This window comes from Rhodospirillales bacterium (genome assembly GCA_016712595.1).
Taxonomy (GTDB): domain Bacteria; phylum Pseudomonadota; class Alphaproteobacteria; order Rhodospirillales; family Defluviicoccaceae; genus Defluviicoccus.
This window is the reverse complement of record JADJQT010000001.1, coordinates 685,180-705,608: the sequence shown is the minus strand read 5'-3', so window position 1 is coordinate 705,608 and position 20,429 is coordinate 685,180. Positions and strand designations below refer to the sequence as shown.

Annotated in this window: 16 protein-coding genes, 2 tRNA genes and 3 pseudogenes; 11 read left to right on the top strand and 10 right to left on the bottom strand. The window is 65.6% G+C overall.

Going from position 1 to position 20,429, the window contains the following annotated elements; translation table 11 throughout:
- Nucleotides 1-8: 8 nt before the first annotated feature.
- Nucleotides 9-533, bottom strand: a complete 525-nt coding sequence (locus IPK66_03105) for a gamma carbonic anhydrase family protein (protein ID MBK8174288.1) — start codon at nucleotides 531-533, stop codon at nucleotides 9-11.
- A gap of 154 nt (nucleotides 534-687) precedes the next feature.
- On the opposite strand from IPK66_03105, the gene IPK66_03100 reads away from it, so the two are divergent.
- Nucleotides 688-1,089 (top strand): Hsp20/alpha crystallin family protein, encoded by a 402-nt coding sequence (locus IPK66_03100; protein MBK8174287.1) that lies wholly within the window; start codon nucleotides 688-690, stop codon nucleotides 1,087-1,089.
- A 21-nt stretch (nucleotides 1,090-1,110) separates the two neighbouring features.
- Nucleotides 1,111-3,600, top strand: coding sequence for an endopeptidase La (lon, locus tag IPK66_03095; GenBank protein MBK8174286.1), 2,490 nt, complete (start codon nucleotides 1,111-1,113; stop codon nucleotides 3,598-3,600).
- A gap of 41 nt (nucleotides 3,601-3,641) precedes the next feature.
- Here lon and IPK66_03090 read toward each other — a convergent pair whose 3' ends face one another.
- On the bottom strand, nucleotides 3,642-5,126 hold the full coding sequence (locus tag IPK66_03090) for an alpha-amylase (GenBank protein MBK8174285.1): 1,485 nt from the start codon (nucleotides 5,124-5,126) through the stop codon (nucleotides 3,642-3,644).
- A 117-nt stretch (nucleotides 5,127-5,243) separates the two neighbouring features.
- Between IPK66_03090 and IPK66_03085 the strand changes: the two genes are divergently transcribed.
- A complete protein-coding gene (locus IPK66_03085) occupies nucleotides 5,244-5,945 on the top strand; it encodes a 2-phosphosulfolactate phosphatase (GenBank protein ID MBK8174284.1) in 702 nt (233 codons plus the stop codon).
- Nucleotides 5,946-5,950: 5 nt separating this feature from the next.
- Here IPK66_03085 and IPK66_03080 read toward each other — a convergent pair whose 3' ends face one another.
- Nucleotides 5,951-6,973 (bottom strand): SAM-dependent methyltransferase, encoded by a 1,023-nt coding sequence (locus IPK66_03080; protein MBK8174283.1) that lies wholly within the window; start codon nucleotides 6,971-6,973, stop codon nucleotides 5,951-5,953.
- A gap of 77 nt (nucleotides 6,974-7,050) precedes the next feature.
- Nucleotides 7,051-7,857, bottom strand: a complete 807-nt coding sequence (locus IPK66_03075; GenBank protein ID MBK8174282.1) for a prolipoprotein diacylglyceryl transferase — start codon at nucleotides 7,855-7,857, stop codon at nucleotides 7,051-7,053.
- 173 nt (nucleotides 7,858-8,030) lie between these two features.
- On the opposite strand from IPK66_03075, the gene IPK66_03070 reads away from it, so the two are divergent.
- The 4 genes from IPK66_03070 to IPK66_03055 all read left to right on the top strand — a co-directional run bounded on the left by IPK66_03070 (nucleotide 8,031) and on the right by IPK66_03055 (nucleotide 13,004).
- Complete coding sequence (locus IPK66_03070) at nucleotides 8,031-9,704, top strand: MFS transporter (GenBank protein ID MBK8174281.1); 1,674 nt, start codon at nucleotides 8,031-8,033, stop codon at nucleotides 9,702-9,704.
- An 8-nt stretch (nucleotides 9,705-9,712) separates the two neighbouring features.
- The gene (locus IPK66_03065) at nucleotides 9,713-10,927 is read left to right on the top strand and encodes a multidrug effflux MFS transporter (protein MBK8174280.1); all 1,215 of its coding nucleotides are present in this window, start codon (nucleotides 9,713-9,715) and stop codon (nucleotides 10,925-10,927) included.
- A gap of 297 nt (nucleotides 10,928-11,224) precedes the next feature.
- Nucleotides 11,225-11,692 (top strand): YjbQ family protein, encoded by a 468-nt coding sequence (locus tag IPK66_03060; GenBank protein MBK8174279.1) that lies wholly within the window; start codon nucleotides 11,225-11,227, stop codon nucleotides 11,690-11,692.
- A gap of 172 nt (nucleotides 11,693-11,864) precedes the next feature.
- Nucleotides 11,865-13,004: an HAD hydrolase family protein gene (locus tag IPK66_03055; protein ID MBK8174278.1), complete on the top strand. Its 1,140-nt coding sequence runs from the start codon at nucleotides 11,865-11,867 to the stop codon at nucleotides 13,002-13,004.
- Nucleotides 13,005-13,008: 4 nt separating this feature from the next.
- Here IPK66_03055 and IPK66_03050 read toward each other — a convergent pair whose 3' ends face one another.
- On the bottom strand, nucleotides 13,009-13,644 hold the full coding sequence (locus IPK66_03050) for a hypothetical protein (GenBank protein MBK8174277.1): 636 nt from the start codon (nucleotides 13,642-13,644) through the stop codon (nucleotides 13,009-13,011).
- Between the two features lie 156 nt (nucleotides 13,645-13,800).
- The gene (locus IPK66_03045) at nucleotides 13,801-14,214 is read right to left on the bottom strand and encodes a hemerythrin family protein (protein MBK8174276.1); all 414 of its coding nucleotides are present in this window, start codon (nucleotides 14,212-14,214) and stop codon (nucleotides 13,801-13,803) included.
- A 265-nt stretch (nucleotides 14,215-14,479) separates the two neighbouring features.
- Here IPK66_03045 and IPK66_03040 point away from each other — a divergent pair.
- Nucleotides 14,480-14,554, top strand: a tRNA-Val gene (locus IPK66_03040).
- 770 nt (nucleotides 14,555-15,324) lie between these two features.
- A tRNA-Lys gene (locus IPK66_03035) sits at nucleotides 15,325-15,400 on the top strand.
- Nucleotides 15,401-15,449: 49 nt separating this feature from the next.
- Here the strand turns inward: IPK66_03035 and IPK66_03030 are convergent.
- A complete protein-coding gene (locus IPK66_03030; protein ID MBK8174275.1) occupies nucleotides 15,450-15,764 on the bottom strand; it encodes a hypothetical protein in 315 nt (104 codons plus the stop codon).
- 484 nt (nucleotides 15,765-16,248) lie between these two features.
- Between IPK66_03030 and IPK66_03025 the strand changes: the two genes are divergently transcribed.
- On the top strand, nucleotides 16,249-17,061 hold the full coding sequence (locus IPK66_03025) for a hypothetical protein (GenBank protein MBK8174274.1): 813 nt from the start codon (nucleotides 16,249-16,251) through the stop codon (nucleotides 17,059-17,061).
- Nucleotides 17,062-17,695: 634 nt separating this feature from the next.
- Here IPK66_03025 and IPK66_03020 read toward each other — a convergent pair.
- The 3 genes and pseudogenes from IPK66_03020 to IPK66_03010 all read right to left on the bottom strand — a co-directional run bounded on the left by IPK66_03020 (nucleotide 17,696) and on the right by IPK66_03010 (nucleotide 19,549).
- Nucleotides 17,696-19,003: pseudogene (locus IPK66_03020) on the bottom strand (IS66 family transposase).
- Nucleotides 19,004-19,047: 44 nt separating this feature from the next.
- Nucleotides 19,048-19,394 (bottom strand): annotated as a pseudogene (gene tnpB, locus IPK66_03015) (IS66 family insertion sequence element accessory protein TnpB).
- Entirely contained in the window at nucleotides 19,391-19,549 is a 159-nt protein-coding gene (locus IPK66_03010; GenBank protein ID MBK8174273.1) for a hypothetical protein, read from the bottom strand. The pseudogene tnpB and the gene IPK66_03010 overlap by 4 nt, the downstream one beginning before the upstream one ends.
- 443 nt (nucleotides 19,550-19,992) lie before the next feature.
- Between IPK66_03010 and IPK66_03005 the strand changes: the two are divergent.
- A pseudogene (locus IPK66_03005) lies at nucleotides 19,993-20,175 on the top strand (phage integrase N-terminal SAM-like domain-containing protein).
- The last annotated feature ends 254 nt before the right edge of the window (nucleotides 20,176-20,429 follow it).

Sequence of the window (20,429 nt, the reverse complement as noted above, 5' to 3'; positions counted from 1 at the left end):
GTTACGCGTTAATCCTGGACCTGCAGGCCCCGCTTGTAGCGCTGCCAGTTCGAGACGTACTTGGCGGCACCTTCCTGCATGCGGGTGATCTGCTCGGGCGTAAGAGTGCGCACAACCTTGCCGGGTGCGCCCATCACCACCGAGCCGTCGGGAATGTCCTTGCCCTCGCCGATCAGCGTTTTCGCGCCAATCAGGCAGTTGCGGCCGATTCTGGTGCCGTTGAGGATAACGCTGCCGATACCGATCAGGCTGCCGTCACCAATGGTGCAGCCATGCATCATTACCAGATGACCGACCGTGACGTTGCGGCCGATGGTGAGCGGATATCCCGGGTCCGTATGCAGCACGCAGCCGTCCTGCACGTTCGAATTTTCCCCGATGGTAATGAGTTCGTTGTCGCCGCGCACCACCGCGCCCCACCAGACACTGGCGTTTCGTTCCAACTTCACCTTGCCGATGACGACGGCGCTGGGCGCGACCCACCAATCATCACCATCCGTTTCAATGCCCACCCCGTCCAACTTGTAGCGCATGCGTTTTGTTCCTCGTTCCCGTCCGTTGTCGTACCCGCGCCAATATTCTTAGGCGAACTGGTGTTGCAAGACCACCGGCGGCGCGCCCACTGCTGACATCGCTCGTCTGCCGGCCCATCTAAGGCAGGAGGTAACCAAGGGGGAACGAGGACCCATGCCGCGCCAACCCGACCATTGGATGTGGGCGGATGCCTGCAGGATGCTGGAGCAGGCCGAACGCCTGCATCGCCAGTTCTTTCAATTGGGAGGCTCCTCCACGCTGCAGCCGGCGTGGGAACCGCCGATCGATGTTTACGAAACTTCGGACCGGATCTGGATTTTCGCCGCGCTTCCCGGGGTGCCCGCAGATCAGGTAACCGTGATGCTCGACCACAACCGGGTAGTGATCGTCGGCCTGCGTCCGGTACCGACGGCTTGTCGGAACGCCGAAGTCGTCCGCATGGAAATTCCCCATGGCCGTCTCGAGCGGGTTATCGATCTGCCCGCCCGTCGCCTGGAAATCCTGCGGCGCGATCTCGTCGACGGCTGTCTTCATCTTTGCCTGCGCAAGCTATAATCGACGCCCGGGAAACAGCCCATGATCGCTGATAGTCCTTCTGCCGATACTTCCTCCGCCGACCTCGTTTCCACCGATGCCCGCCGGGATAAGAACACCGTTTCCACCGAGACCGACAATCGGTCCTTGACCGAGCCCGCTGCGACCACCGCGGACGACTCATCCCAGCCCGAACTGCCCGACGACGCCCTGCTGATCGTGCCGGTGCACAATGTCGTGCTGTTCCCCGGCATCGTCCTGCCGATTAATCTCGGCCGGCAGAAATCGATCGCCGCCGCGCAGGAGGCCGTGCGCCGTGAGCGACCAATTGGCATCCTCCTGCAGCGCGATCCGGGCGAAGACGCCATGGCAACCGCCTCCCTTCCACGCATCGGCACCGCCGCGGTGATTCTGCGCTACCTGACCGGTCCGAACGGTGCGCACCACCTCGTCTGTCAGGGGCAGAAGCGCTTTCGCATCCTCGAATATCTCGAGGGCTACCCTTTCGTCTGCGTCCGCGCTCAACCGATCGACGAGCCGGAGACGATTGACGAGGAAATCGAGGCTCGCGTTCATCGACTGAAGCAGATGGCCTCCGAAGCCCTGCAACTCCTGCCACAGGCGCCTCCCGATCTCGTTACGGGTGTTCAGAACATCGACCAGCCATCGCTGCTCGCCGACGTCGTCGCCAGCTATCTCGACCTCAAGCCGGAGGAAAAGCAGGACATTCTCGAGACCGTCGCGCTCAAGCCGCGTCTCGACAAGATAATGACGCTGCTCGGCCACCGACTTGCCGTCCTGCGCATCTCGCAGGAAATCAACGAGCAGACTCAGGAGAAGGTCGGCGAGCATCAACGCGAGTACCTGTTGCGCGAGCAGCTCAAGACCATCCAAAAGCAGCTCGGCGAGACTGACGACCGCTCCGAGGAGATCAAGGAACTCGGCGAGGCGATCGCCCGGGCGAAGATGCCCGAGGAAGCGGAGAAGGCGGCGCGCGGCGAGCTCAAGCGCCTGGAGCGAATGCCCGAGGGAGCGGCCGAATATTCGGTTGCGCGCACCTATCTCGACTGGTTGATCGAGGTGCCGTGGTCGGTCGTCGATCCGCAGACGATCGATATCACCGAAGCGCGCCAGATCCTCGATCACGACCACTATGGTCTTGAAAGGATCAAGCGGCGCATCCTCGAGTTCCTCGCGGTGCGTAAGCTCAAGCCCGAGGGCCACGGCCCGATCCTGTGCTTCGTCGGTGCGCCCGGCGTCGGCAAAACTTCGCTCGGCCAAAGCATCGCCCGCGCCACCGGCCGTAAGTTCGTCCGCCTCAGCCTCGGCGGTGTGCACGACGAATCGGAGATCCGCGGCCATCGCCGGACCTACATCGGTGCGCTACCCGGCAACATCATCCAGGCACTGCGCCGTGCCGGCTCCCGCAACCCGGTGATGATGCTCGACGAGATGGACAAACTCGGCACCGGCATCCAGGGCGATCCCTCGGCGGCGCTGCTCGAGGTGCTCGACCCCGAGCAGAATTCGACGTTCCGCGACGCCTACCTCAGCGTGCCGTTCGATCTCTCCGAAGTGCTGTTCATCGGCACCGCCAACATGCTCGATACCATCCCGGGGCCGCTACGCGACCGCATGGAGGTGATCGAGCTGCCGGGCTACACCGAGGAGGAAAAGCTGCAGATCGCCACCCGCTACCTCGTTGACCGCCAGCTCGACACCAACGGCCTCTCCCGCGCGCGCTGTGGGATCACCGAGCCGGCGCTGCGGGCGATCATCCGCGATTACACCCGCGAGGCCGGCTGCCGTAATCTCGAACGCCAGATCGGCACGGTGTTCCGTCACGTGGCAATGGCGGTCGCCGATGGCACCGCCGGCGCCAAGGAGATTATCGATAGCGAGGACCTGGAAGCGATCTTAGGGCCGGTGCGGTTCGAGAGCGAGGTTGCCATGCGTACCAGCGTTCCCGGCGTCGCCACCGGCCTCGCCTGGACGCCTGCCGGCGGCGATATCCTGTTCATCGAAGCGACGCGCATGCCCGGCAGCAACCGGCTGATCCTCACCGGCCAGCTCGGCGAGGTGATGAAGGAAAGCGCCCAGGCGGCACTCAGCCTGGTCAAAACGCGGGCGGGTGCGCTCGGCATCCCTGAGGATCTGTTCGAGAAGAGCGATATTCACATCCACGTTCCCGCCGGCGCCATCCCCAAGGACGGCCCCAGCGCCGGCGTCGCGATGTTCATCGCCCTGTCCTCGCTGCTCACCGGCAGAACCTGCCGCAGCAACCTGGCGATGACCGGCGAGATCAGCCTGCGCGGCCTCGTCCTGCCGGTCGGCGGCATCAAGGAGAAGGTGATCGCCGCTGCCCGCGCCGGCATCACCGAGGTGATGCTGCCGGCTCGCAACCGCCGGGACTTCGAGGAGATTCCCGCCGACGCCCGCGACCGCCTGACCTTCCACTGGATCGAGCGGGCCGAGGAGGCGGTCGAAGTCGCTCTCGAACCTTTGCCCGCCAAGGTCGGCGAAGCAGTCTGAGCGCTCCTGGCACTCACACTCTGCCGGAGGCCGGCGATAAGTCAGCCGGCCTCAACGGCAAAGGCGTGAACACCCCAGGCGGGCAAGTCGAGGTAAAGCCCGGGCGCAATCAGTGTGCTGCCATCGCGCTCGTAAGAAATTCCGCCGAGCCGGTCGCGCAGCACCACCGTCCGTCCGCTGATCCCTTCGATGGTCAGCGGCAGATAACACTGCCCGGCGTGCGGCGCGAAGTTGACGACGACGACCAGCTTCTTGCCGCGATCGTCCTGCCAAGCGTGGCCGATAAAGTCCAGCCAGCTCCCGTTGCCCTCCCAGGCCGCGCGCGGCGCGAGTGCCTGCCAGTTGCCATCTCGCACCAGCGGATCTTTCAGGACGGTGAGCAGGCACACGTAGAAGGCGGCGAGCGGTCCATCCACCGGCTCGTCAGGCCGGCGGACGAGGTGGGGCGAGACATGCACCCGCCGGCCATCGAACTCGCCTTCCTGAAAAAAGCGCAAGCCCGGCGCAAAAAAGGTGACGAGTGCCGCCGCCTCGTGCCGTTCCCGGGGGTTGAACGCCGCTGCGGCGCGGGCCTCGTCGTGGTTTTCGAGAAAGCGTACCATCCGCGCCTGGTAATCGAGCCCAGCGGAAAGGTGCGCCCGCGCTCCGCTGGTATCGCCCCCGCGCAGCCGGTCGTAGAGCCGCTTGTCGTAGGCGTAATCGAAGCCCTGCTCCAAAAGCTCCCATTCGAGGTCCCAATAGACCTCGGCGGCCAGCCGGAAGGCGGGATTCATTGCCCGGGCGGTGGCGATTGCGCCGGGCCAGAACGGCGCGATATCGCGCTGCCAGGTGCGCTGGAACACCTCGGGGAGCACGAGCATCGCCATATCGCAGCGCACGCCGTCGCAGCGTCGGGCGATCCGCGCGAGTTCTTCGGCCATCGCCGCCTGCAGGCCCGCATCAGCGTAGTTGAGCTGCAGCGTGTCCGGCCAGCCGGGAAAATAGGGATCGCGGCCGTGGGCGAAGATCGCCGGCCCCTGAGCGGTTTCGATCCGCACCCAGTTAGCGGGCGCAATGGCGAGTTCGGTTCCGCTGCCGCGGATCAGCCAGTCGGGGTGTTGATCGCGCCACGGATGATCAAGAGCGACGTGATTGGGCACGAAGTCGAGCATCAGCCTGAGGCCGCGCTCGGCGAGGCGGGCGCGCAGCCGCGCCAGCGCCGCATCGCCGCCGAGCGCGGCCGCGACATCGTAGGCGGCGATGGCGAAGCCGGACCCGCCGATATCGTTTTGGGTCAGATCGGGAAGGGTTCGGCGAAAATCGTTCAGCCAGTCCTCTCGCTTGCGGGAGACCTGCCGGCTCGCCGCACCGACCGTCCAGACGCTGAGCATCCAGATCCAATCGAAGCCGCGCTCGGCCCAGCCATCGAGAATCGCATCCGGAATATCATCGAGATTGGCCGGCCGGCCGAGGGCGCGGCCAAGCTCGCCCAGCCACACCCGGGTATTGACCTGATAAAGAGCCGGGTATCTTGGCAACGCTTGCATCACCGCTTCCGTCTCCTGCCCCGCATCACCTCATATCACCACCGACGGTCACATCCGACCTCGTTTGGCGGCGTAGCTTCCGCCATGATTGCAGCCCGCGCACCATGGAGGCAAGGCATGGAAATTCTGAGGCTGTCCCTCGCCGAGGGAGCCGAGGCCGCCCGGGGACTGGCGGTGATCATCGACGTCTTTCGCGCCTTCTCGTGCGAGCCGCTGCTCTATTACCTCGGAGCGAAGCGGATCGTTCTCGAAGGCGATCCGGAGGCCTGCCTCGCGTTCAAGCAACACGATCCCGAAGCAGTGCTGGTCGGCGAGGTCAACGAGGTGCCGATTGACGGCTTCGATCTGACCAACTCGCCGTCGCTGATCCTCGCCGCCGGCCCGGCGCAGTTCGCCGGGCGCACGATCGTACACCGCACTACCTCGGGAGTGACCGGCGCGATCACCGCACTCCCCCGCTGCAATGAGGTGCTGCTCGGCTCGTTTATGACCGCGCGGGCGACCGCTGCGCTCATCCAAAAGCGCCAGCCGCAGGTGGTCTCGCTCGTCGCCATGGGCATCCGCAGCCGCGCCAAGGCGCCGGAGGACGAAGCATGCGGCGATTACCTCGAAAGCCTGCTCGGTGGCCGGCCGTTCGATCCGCTCGGCGCCCTTGAGGCAATCCTCGCCCATGAGACCACCGCCAAGTTTCTGCGCAACGACAAGGCCTACCTGCCGCCGGCCGACCCGTTGCTCTGCCTGCAGCGCGACCTGTTCGATTTCGCGCTGCGTGCCGAACGGCGCGGCGAGCTCATCGAGTCCGTGCGCTGCGATCCTTAAAAGCGCTAGCGACCAGCCTGCATCGCGGCAGCGAACCCCGGAACGTCCGGAGAGGCGGGATGGGCGATGGCCATCGCTTTGAATAGCACGCCCATCCGCCCGGGGTGAACCAGCCGGCGAACGGCGCCGCGCACCGCCTCGCCGACTGCAGGCGTGGCAGCGGCTCCAGCCAGCGCCTCGCCGCGCTCGGCGATACCGAGGCGGCCAAGGAAGAGACCCTGGGCGATCGGGCCGGACACCACGGCGCCAGCCTCTTGGGCGGCGATACGCAGGCGGGTGAAATCGACGTGGTGCGAGAGATCGGCCTCCCCCGGCCTCATGAGCGGATCGGCGCGCCGATGGCCGCTCGCCGCCTGCAAGGTCTCGCCGGTAGCGCTGCGCGTGTGGCCGTAATCGATGATCAGCGCGCAACCGCCGCAGTGGGCGATGCGCCCGGCGATCTCCGCAGCGAGCGCTTCCCCCGCCGGACAGCGCTCGACGATTTCACCTTCGAAGGGCGCGAAATCTTCGCCGAGGTCACCCTCGGAGCCGGTTACAAAGGCAAGCTCCTTGCCATCCGCCGAAAGGCCAACCCGCCGCTCGCGCCAGACGCCGCCCTCGGCGACGAACTGGCGGATCGGCAGCGCGTCAAAAAATTCGTTGGCGACCAGCAGTAGCGGGCCATCCGGAACCTCGCTCAGCGATTCGTGCCAGACGACCGCACCTTGTGGGACGAGTGTGGAGAGGGCATCCTGCTGACAGGCGCGCAGCGGCGCACTGATCTCAACGAGGTGAAGGCGCACCGCGGCGATAAACTCGGGGGCCACTGCCGCAGTGCCGCGCCACAGATCGGCGAGCAGGGTGCCGTGCCCCGGGCCGAGCTCGACGAGGCGGATGGGGTCGGGAGCGCCCAGCGCGCGCCAGACGGCGACGCACCACGCACCGATCAACTCGCCGAACACCTGGCTGATCTCGGGTGCGGTAATAAAATCACCGCCACGGCCGAGCGGATTGCGGGTCGCGTAATAGCCGTGCTCAGCGTCCCCCATCGCCGAGGCGAAGAAGGTGTCAACGCCGATCGGGCCGGTCCGGGCAATCTGCGCGCGCAGCCGCTCGCCGAGCGGGCTCACCCACAGACCCGTGGGCGGCGCAACGCCCAAATGACGAAGCCGGCGCCGATCATCGCCATCGGCAGCGAGAGAACCTGGCCCATGGTCAGTCCTGGTGCGATAAAGCCAAGGAAGGAATCAGGTTCGCGGAACAGCTCGCCGAACGAGCGGAACAAACCGTAGCCGACAAGAAAGGCGCCGGTCAGCACCCCTGGCCGCTCGCGGACCGCGGCAAACCGCGAGAGCACGAAGAGGATGGTGAAGAGTAACAGCCCCTCGAGCCCGGCCTCGTAGAGCTGGCTCGGATGGCGCGGCTCCGGGCCGTAGCCGGGAAAGACCATCGCCCAGGGGACGTCGCCGGGCCGGCCGACCAGCTCGCCATTGATGAAGTTGGCGAGACGTCCAAGGAAAAGCCCGATCGGCGCCGCGCAGAAGATCAGGTCGGCGAAGGCGAGAGTGCGGATATGGCGGATCGCGCAGAAGCTTACGCCGGCGACGATCACGCCGAGCAACCCGCCGTGGAACGACATCCCGCCGTGCCAGACCTGCAAAGCGGCGAGCGGGTGCTCAAAATAGTAGCTCGGCTTGTAGAACAACACGTAGCCAAGCCGTCCGCCCAACACCACGCCAAGCGTCGCCCAGGTCAGAAAATCGTCGACCGCTTCCTTCTCGACCAGGTGCGGTGACTGCCCGGCCCGCCAGCGGGCGAATTGCCAGCCGAGCAGCAGGCCGACGAGATAGGCCAAAGCGTACCAGCGGATGGCGAACGGCCCGATTTGCACCAGGATCGGATCGATGACCGGATAGGCGATGGCAAAGGTCATGCGAAGCCTGTCTTCCGAGTCGACATTGAACACCGCCAGAACAAATCCGTGGGCGGGACGAGGACTTATAGGCTGGCCCAACGGTCGCGGCAAGCAAGCGGGCCGCGTCCGTGGGCCCTCCTGCCCCGCGGCGGCATCTTGTGTGGTGGAGGCGGGAGGACCTAATAGTGCGCATGGCCGATTCCCGCTCGCCTTCGCCTTCCGCGTCCGCCGCTGCTTCCGCCACGGGGTTCACCACGGACGTCACCCCTGGCCTCGCCGATCGGCAGGGGGCCTGGGCGCCGCTCGGGAATCGGGTGTTTCGCGCGCTGTGGATCGCCACCGTCGCCTCGAACGTCGGAACCTGGGTGAACGATACCGCGTCCGCCTGGATGATGACGGAAATGGCATCTTCGCCGCTGCTGGTCTCGCTCGTACAGGTGGCGACAACGCTGCCGATCTGCCTGCTGGCCATCCCCGCAGGCGTTCTCGCCGACATCGTCGACCGGCGTCGTCTATTGATCGCGGCACAGTCGTGGATGGCGCTTTCGGCGCTGGCCCTGGCGGCACTGGCGGCTCTCGAACTACTAAATCCTGTCCATCTGCTGATGCTGACGTTTTGCCTCGGCATCGGCGCGGCACTGACCATGCCGGCGTGGTCGGCGACAGTGCCCGAGCTTGTGGGGCCGGGCGAACTCGCGGCAGCGGTCGCGCTCGGCAGCCTCGGCATGAATATCGCGCGTGCCGTCGGCCCGGCGCTGGGAGGCTTCGTCGTCGCCGGGATCGGTTCCGCCTGGGCGTACGTGCTCAACGCCCTCTCTTTTTGTGGGGTAATCGCAACACTCGTCCTGTGGCGGCAAACCGTCGTGACCTCCGAACTGCCGCCGGAGAATTTCTCTGCCGCCATGCGTGCCGGCTGGCGGTACGTTCGCGAGGCACCGGCGGTCCAGGCCGTGCTCGTCCGTTGCGTTGCCTTTTTCGCTTTCGCCAGTGCCACGTGGGCACTGCTTCCGGTGGTCGCCCGCCACGACCTGCACGGCAACGCCACACTTTACGGCGCGCTGCTGGGTGCCGTTGGTATTGGCGCGATCGCGGGCGCGCTGGTGCTGCCGCGCGCGCGACGCCGGATGTCGGCCAATACCCTGGTGGCGGCAGCGAGCCTGTTGTACGCAGCAATGACTGCGATTATCGGCCTCGCCACCAGTTTGTGGCTGATTATCCCCTGCATGCTGCTCACCGGCGCCGCGTGGCTGGCGATGATGTCCTCGTTCCAGATTGCCGCGCAGACCGCTGTGCCTGCCTGGGTACGGGCCCGCACGCTGGCATTGAACATCGTTGCCTTCTCCGGCAGCATGGCCGCCGGTAGCGCCGTTTGGGGTGCTGTCGCCTCGGCCTTCGGATCGTCTGTCGCACTTGGCCTCGCCGCGCTCGGAGCCGCCGCCAGCCTGCTGCTCGGCCGGCGTTTTCCGCTTCATGAAGGCAACGTCGAGGGCCAGGCAACCTCCGCTCACTGGCCGGAACCCGTCGTCGTCGCCGAGGTCGATCATGACCGCGGACCCGTCCTGGTCACCATCGAATACGAGGTCGACGCAGAGACTGTTACGGCTTTCCTCGCAGCAATAACCCGGCTCGGGCACGTGCGCCGTCGCGATGGTGCCTCTCGTTGGGGCATCTTCGAGGATGCAGCGCGGCCGGGAACCTGGGTCGAGGCCTTCATCGTGCCGTCGTGGCTGGACCACCTGCGCCAACACGCTCGCGTCACCCAGGCCGACCGTGTGGTCGAGCAGGCTGTCCGTCATCACCACCGCGGTCCGGATCTGCCCCGTGTTCGCCACCTGCTCGCTCCCGCCGCACTGTCACAACGGTAAGCCACGGCATGCGCCCCACCGTCGATCCCGAATCGCTCATCGTCGGAGCGCTGCTGACGGCGCTCGTTGCCCTCGGTCAGATCTCCACCTCGATCTATATTCCATCGATGCCAGCGATCGTTGAAGCGCTGGCGACGACCCCCGACCGGGTCAATCTCACGCTCACCGGCTTTTTGCTGGGCTTCGCAGCCTGCCAGATGGTCTTCGGTCCGCTCTCCGATCGCTGCGGGCGCCGGCCGACTCTTTTCGCCGGCCTCGGCCTTTATGCCGCGTCGTCCATGGTCTGCTGGCTGGCGACGGACATACGCTGGCTCATCGTCGGCCGTGTCTTGCAGGGGATGGCAGCATGCGTCGGCCCTGTTCTCGGCCGAGCGATCGTTCGCGACATTTACGGCCCCACCCGCACAGCGTCGGCCATGGCCTACATCGGCGCCGCGCTGGCGGTCTCTCCTGCCGTGGCGCCAATCATCGGCGGCTACCTGCAGATTTGGTTTGGATGGCGTGCCGCCTTCGTTTTCCTTGCCGTCATCGGCGTCATCATCTTCGCGGCAACCTGGTGGCTGCTTGCCGAGACCCGGCCGCGCGGCGCAACCGGGGAGGACGGCGCCGACACCGTCCTCGATATTCTCGTCACCTGCGCGGTGCTAATCCGCGATCGCCACTATCTCGGCTATACGCTGATCGTCGCCTGCATCTTCTCCGGACTCATGGCCTTTGCTGCCGGCGGGCCATTCGTCTTCATCGGCCTGCTGGGCCTGTCACCCGAGCATTACGGCATGCTGGCAATCTTCACCGTCGCCGGATATTTCACCGGATCCCTCATCGCCGGCCGCCTTGCCCGATCCCTCGCACTGCCGCGCCTTGTGCTGCTTGGCACCACCGTCTGCCTCGTCGGTGCCGCTGCGATGAGTGCCCTCGCTGCTTTTGCGCCGCTCTCCGTCGTTGCCGTCGTCGCACCGATGGCGGTGTTTACCGCCGGCCTCGGAGTTGTCCTGCCCTCCGGAATTGCCGCCGCGATGGCACCTTTCCCGCGCATCGCCGGCGCGGCATCGGCGCTGCTGGGCTTCGTCCAGATGCTCATCGCCGCCGCCGCCAGCTTTGCTGTCGGCGCTCTACCTCACGCCTCGGCGCTATCGATGGCGGCGGTGATTACGGCTGGCGCCGTCGGCGCCATGCTCGCGTTTATCGCTCTCGTTCGGCCCACCGGCCCGAAGCCTCGGTGAACAGCGTCAACCGCACCGCGGTGGTGCAAACAGAGCGCACGACCGGCGCCCGTCGCCGGATAGCAACGATAACGGTTCTTCACCCCTCCCTGTTCGCCTGATGTTTCAGATCAACAGAGCATCCGACGAGACGACGCCTGCAACTTTGCGCGCACGCCGACGCAGGCGCACTCGTTCCCGTTGCATATCGCTTGACAGGCGCGCTCGGTAGTGGCGGGATACAAACGAGAATGGTTGCGTGGTTATCCTTACCCCAATGGCGCGGGGATAGGCACGAAGGCGAAAGGTAGTGCGGCGATGGCGGACGACACGCGGATCCGTAACGGCGAAGTGACGGACGTCAGCCTGCGACAGGCATCGGGTGCGTTGAAGATCCATAGCGAAGGGCAAGGCCTTTACGACATCACCCGCGAGACTCTCGCCTGGCTCGCCCATCAGCGGGCGACGAACGGCCTGCTGACGCTCTTCTGCCGCCATACGAGCGCGTCGCTGATCGTCCAGGAAAACGCCGACCCGGACGTCCTTCGTGACCTTCAATCGTTCTTCCGCCGCCTCGTCGGCGAAGATCGGGCACTTTATCGTCATACGATGGAAGGCGATGATGACATGCCCGCACACATTCGCAGCGCGCTGACCGCCGTGCAACTGTCGATCCCCGTCGCTGCCGGCAAGTTGGTGCTCGGCGCGTGGCAGGGAATCTACCTTTTCGAGCACCGCCGAGGCGTCTTGGACCGACAGATTGCCCTGCACTATCTCGGCTGCTGATCGTCGCCGCCGGCTGCAGATTTCAAGCGATCGCCGCATCGCAAGCGCCGTGTGACCGTCCTTACGGCACGTGCGAATTGACGAGGCAGAAACCCGGTCGTAAACGGTGGCGCTCTCGCGTCTGCCGTATCGTCCTCGCCTCCAACCCTCGTCTTGCTTCGCGGAGACCACCATGGACGTCCTCGCCGTATTTCCCGCGGTCCGTTCCGCCGCGCGCCGCGACTTCGCCGGCCGACCGCTCGCGTTACATGCGATCGAACAGGCCATCGCCGCCCGCAAGATCACCCGCGTTGCGATCGTAACATCCGATGCCGAACTCGTCCGTCTTGCCGAAGACGCCGGCGTCGACGTCATCGCGCCCCCATCGCGCGAGACTCCCGCGGACATGCTGCGCGCCGCAATCGACGGGCTGGGAGCGCGCGAACGGTTTGCGCCATTGCTCGCGACGATCCTCGATCCCGCCTTTCCGATGCTCACCGGCGACGTCATCGACGCCGCGATCGACGAACTCTGGCGCTGCGGCGCTGACTCGCTGCTTGCGGTCCGGCCGCTCGCCGCAGCCTTGTGGTCACAAGGTGGAGACGGCATAGCCCGGCCGGACGATCAGAGCGAAAGCGAACGGCACTACGTCGAAACCGGCGCCCTCGTCGCTGTGCGCGTCGGCGTATTCGAACGGACGGGAGAACTGCCGGGCGGTCGCGTCGTCCTTTGGCCAACCTCGGCGCTCGCGGCCCTTCGCCTTGAGGACGACACCGAATGGCCCAGTATAGAGGTGCTGTACCGCGCTTCGACCGCCGCCCGCGCCCGGGCACGCCTGCGCGACGTCCGCCTGCTGGTGCTCGATTTCGACGGCGTGATGACGGACAACCGCGTTCTGGTCTTTGAAGACGGGCGTGAGGCCGTCTTGTGCAACCGCGGCGACGGCATGGGCCTCGAGATGTTAAAGCGGAGCGGCCTGCCGGTCGCGGTAATCTCGAAAGAGGTCAACCCTGTTGTCGGGGCGCGCTGCAAAAAGCTCAAGATTCCCTATTTGCAGGGCATCGACAACAAGCTTGCCGAACTCCGCCGGCTCGTCGATGACCAGGGAATCACGCTCGACGCGGTCGCTTATGTCGGCAATGACGTCAACGACGCGGAATGCATGGCCGCAGCCGGCATCGCCATCGCGCCGTCAGACGCGCATCCCCACGCGTTGCGCCTCGCCGAGATCGTCACCGCGCTGCCCGGCGGCTTTGGCGCTGTGCGCGAGGTTTGCGATGCGCTGCTGGCGACGCGCGCCGAGACCGTCGAGACAGCAAAAGGCCCGCGCTGAGCCGCTAAATTCGCGCCTGCGGCAAAAACGGGTCCGGCTGGAAACCGCCCAAGGGATTGTTTTCCGGGGCAGGATGGTCCGGGAGAACATGCATGTGAACATCTGTCGCGTTGTTGCCGGCGAGGATGGAGGTGGCCTTGGCCTCTTGTTCGGCGTCTCGGGTCCGTACCCAGAGCAGTAGGCCGCCCTTATTGAGCTGCGCCTCGATATCTCCAGCTCGATGGCGGCCGAGCGTTCGGGCAAAAATGCCACCAAGCATGGCGCCGCTTCCACCCGCGGCGATCGCCGCAAGAATCGTCCAGGCGAGCGTGCCTCCTGAGGCAACGACGGCGCCGACCGCGGCAACGGCACCGACATAGCCGAGCGCGCCGATCGTCGACGCCTTGCCCTCGGTCAGTGAATCCCGGCCGACGAAGCAAACGCGAGGCACTGCCGGGTCGTCCTCGAGTTCCTCGACGCGTCGGTAGACGTGCCCCAATTTCTGGTGAACCGTCTCCTCGCTCGCCAGCAGACTGAGCTCGGAGCGATCGAAGCCGCGGTTCAGCAGCGCATCGACGGCGCTCTGTAGATCCTGCCAGCGATGGAACACCCCCACCGCTTCGCGCACGAGTGGCGTGGATTCACCGGTGCTTTCGCTCATCTGACGACTCCCCTCGCCTTGCCGGCGCCCAACCGCGCCTCGCTTATGACGATCATTACCTTGATGATGCAGCAACCCCTTGCCCATTGCCAGGAGAGACTCGATGCAACCGTTGTCGGCCGGCGCTACGCCCCAGGAAATGAGGCGGGGTCGGGTTCAGCCGGGGCCGACGCCAAGCCGGACGAGATACTGTCCGAGCATCAGGTCAGCACTGCAAATGTGCGCGATGATCCATTCCTTAAGATCTGCCGCGACGGCGCGCGCCTGAGTCTCATCGGCGCGCGCCAGTGCCTGGCGCAGGTCTTCCAGGCGCTCGATCGTGCGCTCATGATCAACGACGTGCTCGTCAAAGCGTGGGTACTGGTAAAGGCGCATCAACATCTGCTCCGAGGCGAAATGCACCTTGGTGTACTCGACCAAGCGATCGAAAATCTCGTCGAGGTCGCCACCTTCCTGTGCGCCCGATGCGACGCGGGAAAACGCAGAAAGCAGGTCGATCTGGACATGATGTTCGCCGTCAAGGGTGCGGTAGCCGGTAAGGCCGGCCTCGCCGAGTGAAAAATCCTTCATCCGAATTGCCCTTTCCCTGCCCGCGCGGCTCGTTGGCCCGGCCCGCGTGACATAACGGACCCCGATGGTAGACTTCGCCACCGACGGCAACAAGACGCATTCGCGCGCTGTCCTTAACTGCGGCATCGCCGCTTCGATCGATTTGCTCGCTTGCTCACCGGCATGCCTTCTTGTCCTGCCGTATAATGTTCGATCGAAACACTCGTTGAACTTGTCAATGCGCCCAGTTGCGATTATGACATCCCCCTTCGCGACGATGCCGTGAGGGTGCGTAGCTCAGCGGGAGAGCACTGCGTTGACATCGCAGGGGTCGCTGGTTCAATCCCAGCCGCGCCCACCATCATTTCCTCGTAAAATCAACGCATTGTTGAGAGGCCCCTTTGGGGGCTTTCATGCATTTGGAGCGCGAACGTGCGGTTCGTGCTGGAACAATGGCGGAATAATCGGGCGAGATGATCCGCGCCGGGTGCGTGGATGCCCCTTCCTTTGATGCAAGCAGTTTTTGGCTGACTGAACGCTTGCACGACCGTCGCGCCGATCGCGCCAACCCCGGAAATACTCATGAGCCTCGCGGTCAGCGCAGGGCCCCGGGGCGCGACGATTCGAACTCGCCGAGATGCCCTCGAACGGGCATTGACGCACAAATTGGTCATTGCCGGACGGGGCCGCCTCGGATGGCAGCGGGCGGCCGGCTATGGTTGCCCATCGCTGATCCAAGCAGCGACGGTTTGCTATCAGGCCTCGATTGGAAGGAGCCTGCGCACCCGGAGCCCGCCCGGCCAGAAGGTCGAGATTCGGAGATGCCTGTGCGATCCTCAACCGGATGACCGGTCTCGTCACGCCGGTTCCGCCTGCGTCGCCTGAGAACGTCAGAAAATCAGCACCTTCCCATCCAACGCGCCGCCATCCGCTATTTCTGCACCGACGCCCCGGTCATTTCCCTATTTCGATGGTTCGGCACTGTACACGCAGAAAGCGACTTGCTACGTTGGCGGCGGCGAGGGTTACCCGGGCTCGGAAATGTCGCGGCGGTGGCGGATGAGTACTGCCGACAGCGCAATCGAGAAGCCTCCCGGCATCCTTACGCTAAGTGCCTGATAATAAGGGCGCGGGCGCATAGCTCAGTTGGTAGAGCAGCTGACTCTTAATCAGCGGGTCCAAGGTTCGAGTCCTTGTGCGCCCACCAGTTTCAAGCACTTACAGCAGCCATTCCGGTTTCGGAGTTGGAATTTCGGCTAAAATTCCAACTTTGTTCGCTTCCTGTACAACACAAGTTTGTGGATCGCCGCCTTCGCCATCGGCGCGGTCCGTGGGAGATAGGTCTCGAGAATCCGAGTGGTTCGGTCAAGCTGGTGACCGGTGATCGCGGAAATCTGCGGAATCGTGCAATCGGCTTCCGCCAGATGAACGACCGCCGACCGTCTGAGATCGAGGAACTGCAGCCCGATTCCGGCCGCCTTGGCGATGCGCCGGAACTCGTGGCGGAAGTGATCCGCCTTGTACGCGCGTGAAGTGCTTTCCGAGATCAGGATCACCGGCGACTGCCGCACGGCGCCCTCGAACTGGACCAGATCGCTTCCGTCCGCCGAACCGTGGGTGCGGTCTGGCGTGGTGCCGGCCGAGCCGTCGCCCGCTTCGCCTTCGGCATCGCGACGACGTTGGCCGCACGACCGTCCGCATTCTCCCCATCGTGTTTGCGCAGCTGCGCCAGCGCCTCATCGAGGGCAGCCTTCAGCTGTGAGGCAACCGGAACCGGTAGCAACACCCCGGTCTTGCTCTGGCGCAGCGTGATCGTCGTGCCGTCGTACTGCGCCCCAGGTCAGGCGGAGGATGTCGCCTTCCCGCTGGCCGAGCTAAGCAGGATTCCCTTGGGCGATCCACATATGGCAGGCTCTGGTGGAGGGATCACTGGATTTTGGTGTTGTCATGGCGGGTCGTCCTCGGGTAGTGGCGACGGCGGAGCAGTGCGAGGAGTTGCGTGCGCTGGCCGGTTCGCCGGATCGGGCGTAAGCGGATCGGGCGCGGTCGATTTTGTTGTCGCTGCAGGGTTGGTCGAGCGCTCGGATTGCCGAAGCGTTTTCGGTCGAGCCGAACAGCGTGCGCCATTGGCGCTGGACGTTCGGTCGCGAGGGGGTGGCGGGCCTGCGCGCCCGCAAGGCACCGGGGCCGGAGCCGGTGAAGGCGCGGGCGGCGCTGGCGGTGGTCTCGGCAGTGCTGACGGACGAGGTTGCCGATCGGCGGAACTGGACGCTGCCGCGGTTGCAGAACGAGATCGAGCGGCGCACCGGCGAGCGGATTTCCAAGTCGCGGCTGAGCGTGGTGATGCGCAAAAAGGGGCTTTCGCTGGCGGCGACCCCGGCACACGCTGAAGGGGCGGCAGGACGCCCAGGCCGTCGATCGCTCCGGCCTGCGGCTTCGTCTGCTGAAGCAGCAGGCCCAGGCCGGCGACCTCGTGCTGCTGTTCGAAGACGAGTCCGAGGCGCTCACCCATCCTTATCTCGCGCATGTGTGGGCCGGGCGCGGCGCCGACCTGCGCGTCGCAGCGCCCGGCCAGGCGCGCAAGGTGGCGATGATCGGCGCGCTCGACTTCGCGGCCGGCACGCTGGTCGTCGAGACCAGCCGGAGCAAGCGAAGCAGCGATTTCATCGCTCTGCTGACGCGGCTCGACGAGCTCCATGGCCCGCGCCCCGGCCGACCGACGAAGCCGGTCGTGCTCGTCATCGACAACGGTCCCCATTCATACCAGCAAGGCGTCGCGTGCCGCCCTCGCCGCGCGGCCATGGCTGTGCGTCGAATGGCTGCCGAGGTACGCCCCGAGTTGAACGACATCGAACATGCTTGGCGTGACCTGAAGCGGCGTTTCCTCGCCCAGAAGAGCTTCCGAGACCTCGACAATCTCGACCACGCCATCCATGCTGCCGTCACTGACCTCAACCACGAACGCCAATCCAAAACGTGTGCAAACCTACGGATCGCTGCTTAGGCTCCCAGCAGCACCGCTAGCGCCATCGACGGGCGCTCCGCCTTGCGTGCCGCGGCGACGAACGCCGCGATCTGCGCGTTGCTCCAGATCCCCTGGCGTGGCGGACGCGATCTCATGCCCGGCTTCTTCGCCGGATTTTCGTCGAGGAACCCTTCGTCCACGGCGAGTTCAGGAGAACCCGCAGGACCCGCATGACAGCGTTGGCCTGGGCGGGGGGGTCAGCCATGGAGCGGTAAAAGGCCCGGAACGATTGTCCGGCGACGACTTTTCACCGGAGGATGCCCGGCCCGAGCGGACCAGTTCTCAATGACGCCGAGGCACTGGTCGTAGCCACGGCGGGTCGAGGCCGCCAAACGTTGGTAGCGTTCGTCCGCTCGATAGAGGCGGATCAGCCAGGGATCGTCTCCGGCTTGAACGGGCTTTCCTCAATCCCGTCCGTACCCATCCGGCGAGGGCCGCGGCTGGAGTGGGTTGCCGGACCGGCGCAGTTGTGAGCGGCTATGCGGCGGTGCTGATTGGCTCTGGTGCCTGCCAGTTCCAGGGCAGCAGCTCGTGGATGCGGCTGGTGGGGTGGCCGGGAAGGCGGGCGAGGACGGAGGCCAACCAGGCGCGGGGATCGATGCCGTTCAACTTCGCCGTCTCGATCAGGGTGTACATCGCCGCCGCCGCGCGACGACCGCCCTCGTCCGAGCCGGCGAAGGTCCAGTTGCGTCTTCCTACGGCGATACCGCGTAGCGCGTTCCGCGGCGTTGTTCGAGAGGCAAACCCTGCCGTCGTCGAGGAAGCAGGTGAAGGCGGTCCAGCGCTTCAGCAGGTAGTCGATGGCTTTTGCCGTCTTCGACTTCGCCGACAGCCTCGCGTACTGGTCGCGCAGCCAGGCTTCGAGGTCGAGGATCAGCGGGCGGGATCGCTGGTTGCGGACGGCCAGACGCTGCTCGGCCGAGGCGCCGTTGATCTCGCGCTCGATCGCGAACAGCGCGTCGATCCGCTTGACCGCCTCGATGGCGATCGGCCCCTGCTGCAGCTCCGCCAGCTCAAAGAAGCCGCGGCGGCCATGTGCCCAACAGCCGGCCTCGGTGATCGGGCCAGGCCGGCGATCGCTCTTGTACAGCCGGCCGAAGCCGGAGAAGGCGTCCGCCTGCATGATGCCGATCCAGCCCGCGAGGAAGCGTTCGGCGTGCACGCCGCTGCGGTCGGGCGAATAAAAGAAGACGGCGGCCGGCGGGCCTGTTCCGTCCAGGTGGGGACCGCCGAACGGCCGGTCGTCGCGGACGACGGTCCACAGCCGGCCTTCCTTCGTCTTGCCCTTCGCCAGCACCGGCACCGGCGTCTCGTCGGCGTGGATGCGGGCGGCGGCGCGGACATGCGCCTCGATCGCCGCGGTCAGCGGCTGCAGGGACACGTCGCCGGCGCGGGATACACGACGCGGGTGCGCGGCAAGTGTTCCGGCAACCGCCGGCGTGCCGGCTTGCGTGGCGTCGCGGCGCTGCGCGCCGGGGTCGGGCTGCGCTCCGCCGCCCGCAGTTCGACCGCGGCGTCGGCCTGGGCGACGGTCTCCTGCAGCTCGGTCAGCGCCAGCTCCAGCTGCTCCAGCCGGGCGCTGCGCTCGGACGACGTGCCGAACCGTTGCCGGCGCAGCCGGGCGATCTCCAGCTTCAGCCGCTCGATTTCCAGGTCGAGAACCCGCTTCGTCTGTTTCGCGATCGCCGCTTCGGCCTCGGCAGCACACCGGGCCGCGCGCTCGGCGAGGATCATCGCGTGCGCTTCGGCGAGGTCGGCGGGCAGCGGCTCGGGCGTCGTCATCACGACCCGAACTGAATCAGATTCTCACGCCTTTGTAAGCTGTTATCTCATCCGGCGGCGATCGGACGCCAGGTTCGCCGCGGCATCCTCCAGTCTATGCCCTCGAGCAGATACGCGAGCTGCGCCGGCGTGATCGTCACCGTTCCATCGGCCGCCGACGGCCACAGAAACCGACCGCGTTCGAGACGTTTGGCGAACAGGCACAGGCCCTGGCCGTCGTGCCAAAGGATCTTCAAAGGTCACCGCGTCTTCCACGGAAGACGAACAAATGACCACAGTGCGGGTCCTGCTTCAGCCTTTCCTGCACCTGCAGCGCCAGCCCATCGAAGCCGCGCCGCATGTCGGTGTGTCCGGTCGCCAGCCACACCCGGGCGCCGGTCGGAACGGCAATCATCGCCGATCCAAAACGTCCAGAACCCGCCGCAGCGCCACCGCCGAGATCACCACTCCCGGCGCCGACGCCTCCGCCAGAACCGCAAGCTTCTGCCCGAGCGAGAACCGACGCCGCCGCTCGACCCGTCCCAGTACCTCACCCTGACGATAAGACATCGATCTTGCGCTGCCGCTAGCTCCAAATCCGAGCCAAATGCCGCACAAAATCCCGCCTCACCACAAGGCGGCCATCACCGGATGCGTACTCCCGTTTCGCCAATCATCCAGCCGATGATTCAGTGCCTCCGCCTCGCAGATGGCGGTCTTCAGATCATCGGAAAGGCGGCGGGAATGGAAACCAGCGGCACGCAATGTGCGGCCCGGCTGCCAATAATACAGTAGCCGCCCTGCTCACAGCTTCGAAACCAGATACCGGATCTGGACCTTAGAGCGGTTTCCGTGCGTCGGGAATCGGCGGGGATTGAACGAACCCGGTGTCGTGGGAGTGGGGTGATCGGTTAGCGGGGGCGGCTCCCGTCTGGGAGGATTACGGCGTGTTGAAGCCCGATCCTCAGACAGGAGCACCGCGATGGCCGAGATGAGCCCCTCTGCGCCGCCGCATGGTCGAGGACATGACCGTCCGCAATCTGTCATTGGCGACGCAACGATCCTATCTTCACGCGGTCAGCAAGTTCAGCGGCCACTTTGGTCGCTCGCCGGACCAGCTTGGCCTGGAGGACGTGCGGGCGTTCCAGGTCCATCTGGTGTCGACCGGCATTTCGTGGCCGGCGCTGAACCAGACGTATCTGCTCACCCCCCTGGCTATAAAGCTGCGGGCGTTTTCCGCAAGGTCACCGGCGGCTTTCGCTCCGAATGGGACGCACACATCCACGCCGGATACCGATCCGTCACCAGCACCGCAGGGCTCCACGGCCAAACCGCCCGGCAAGCCATCGCCCAACTCCTCGCCGGCACCTTCCAGACCACGCCCGCAGCTTTATAGCCAGGGGGGTGAGCAGATACAGTTACAATCCCATAGCCTCCCGCAGATCTGATG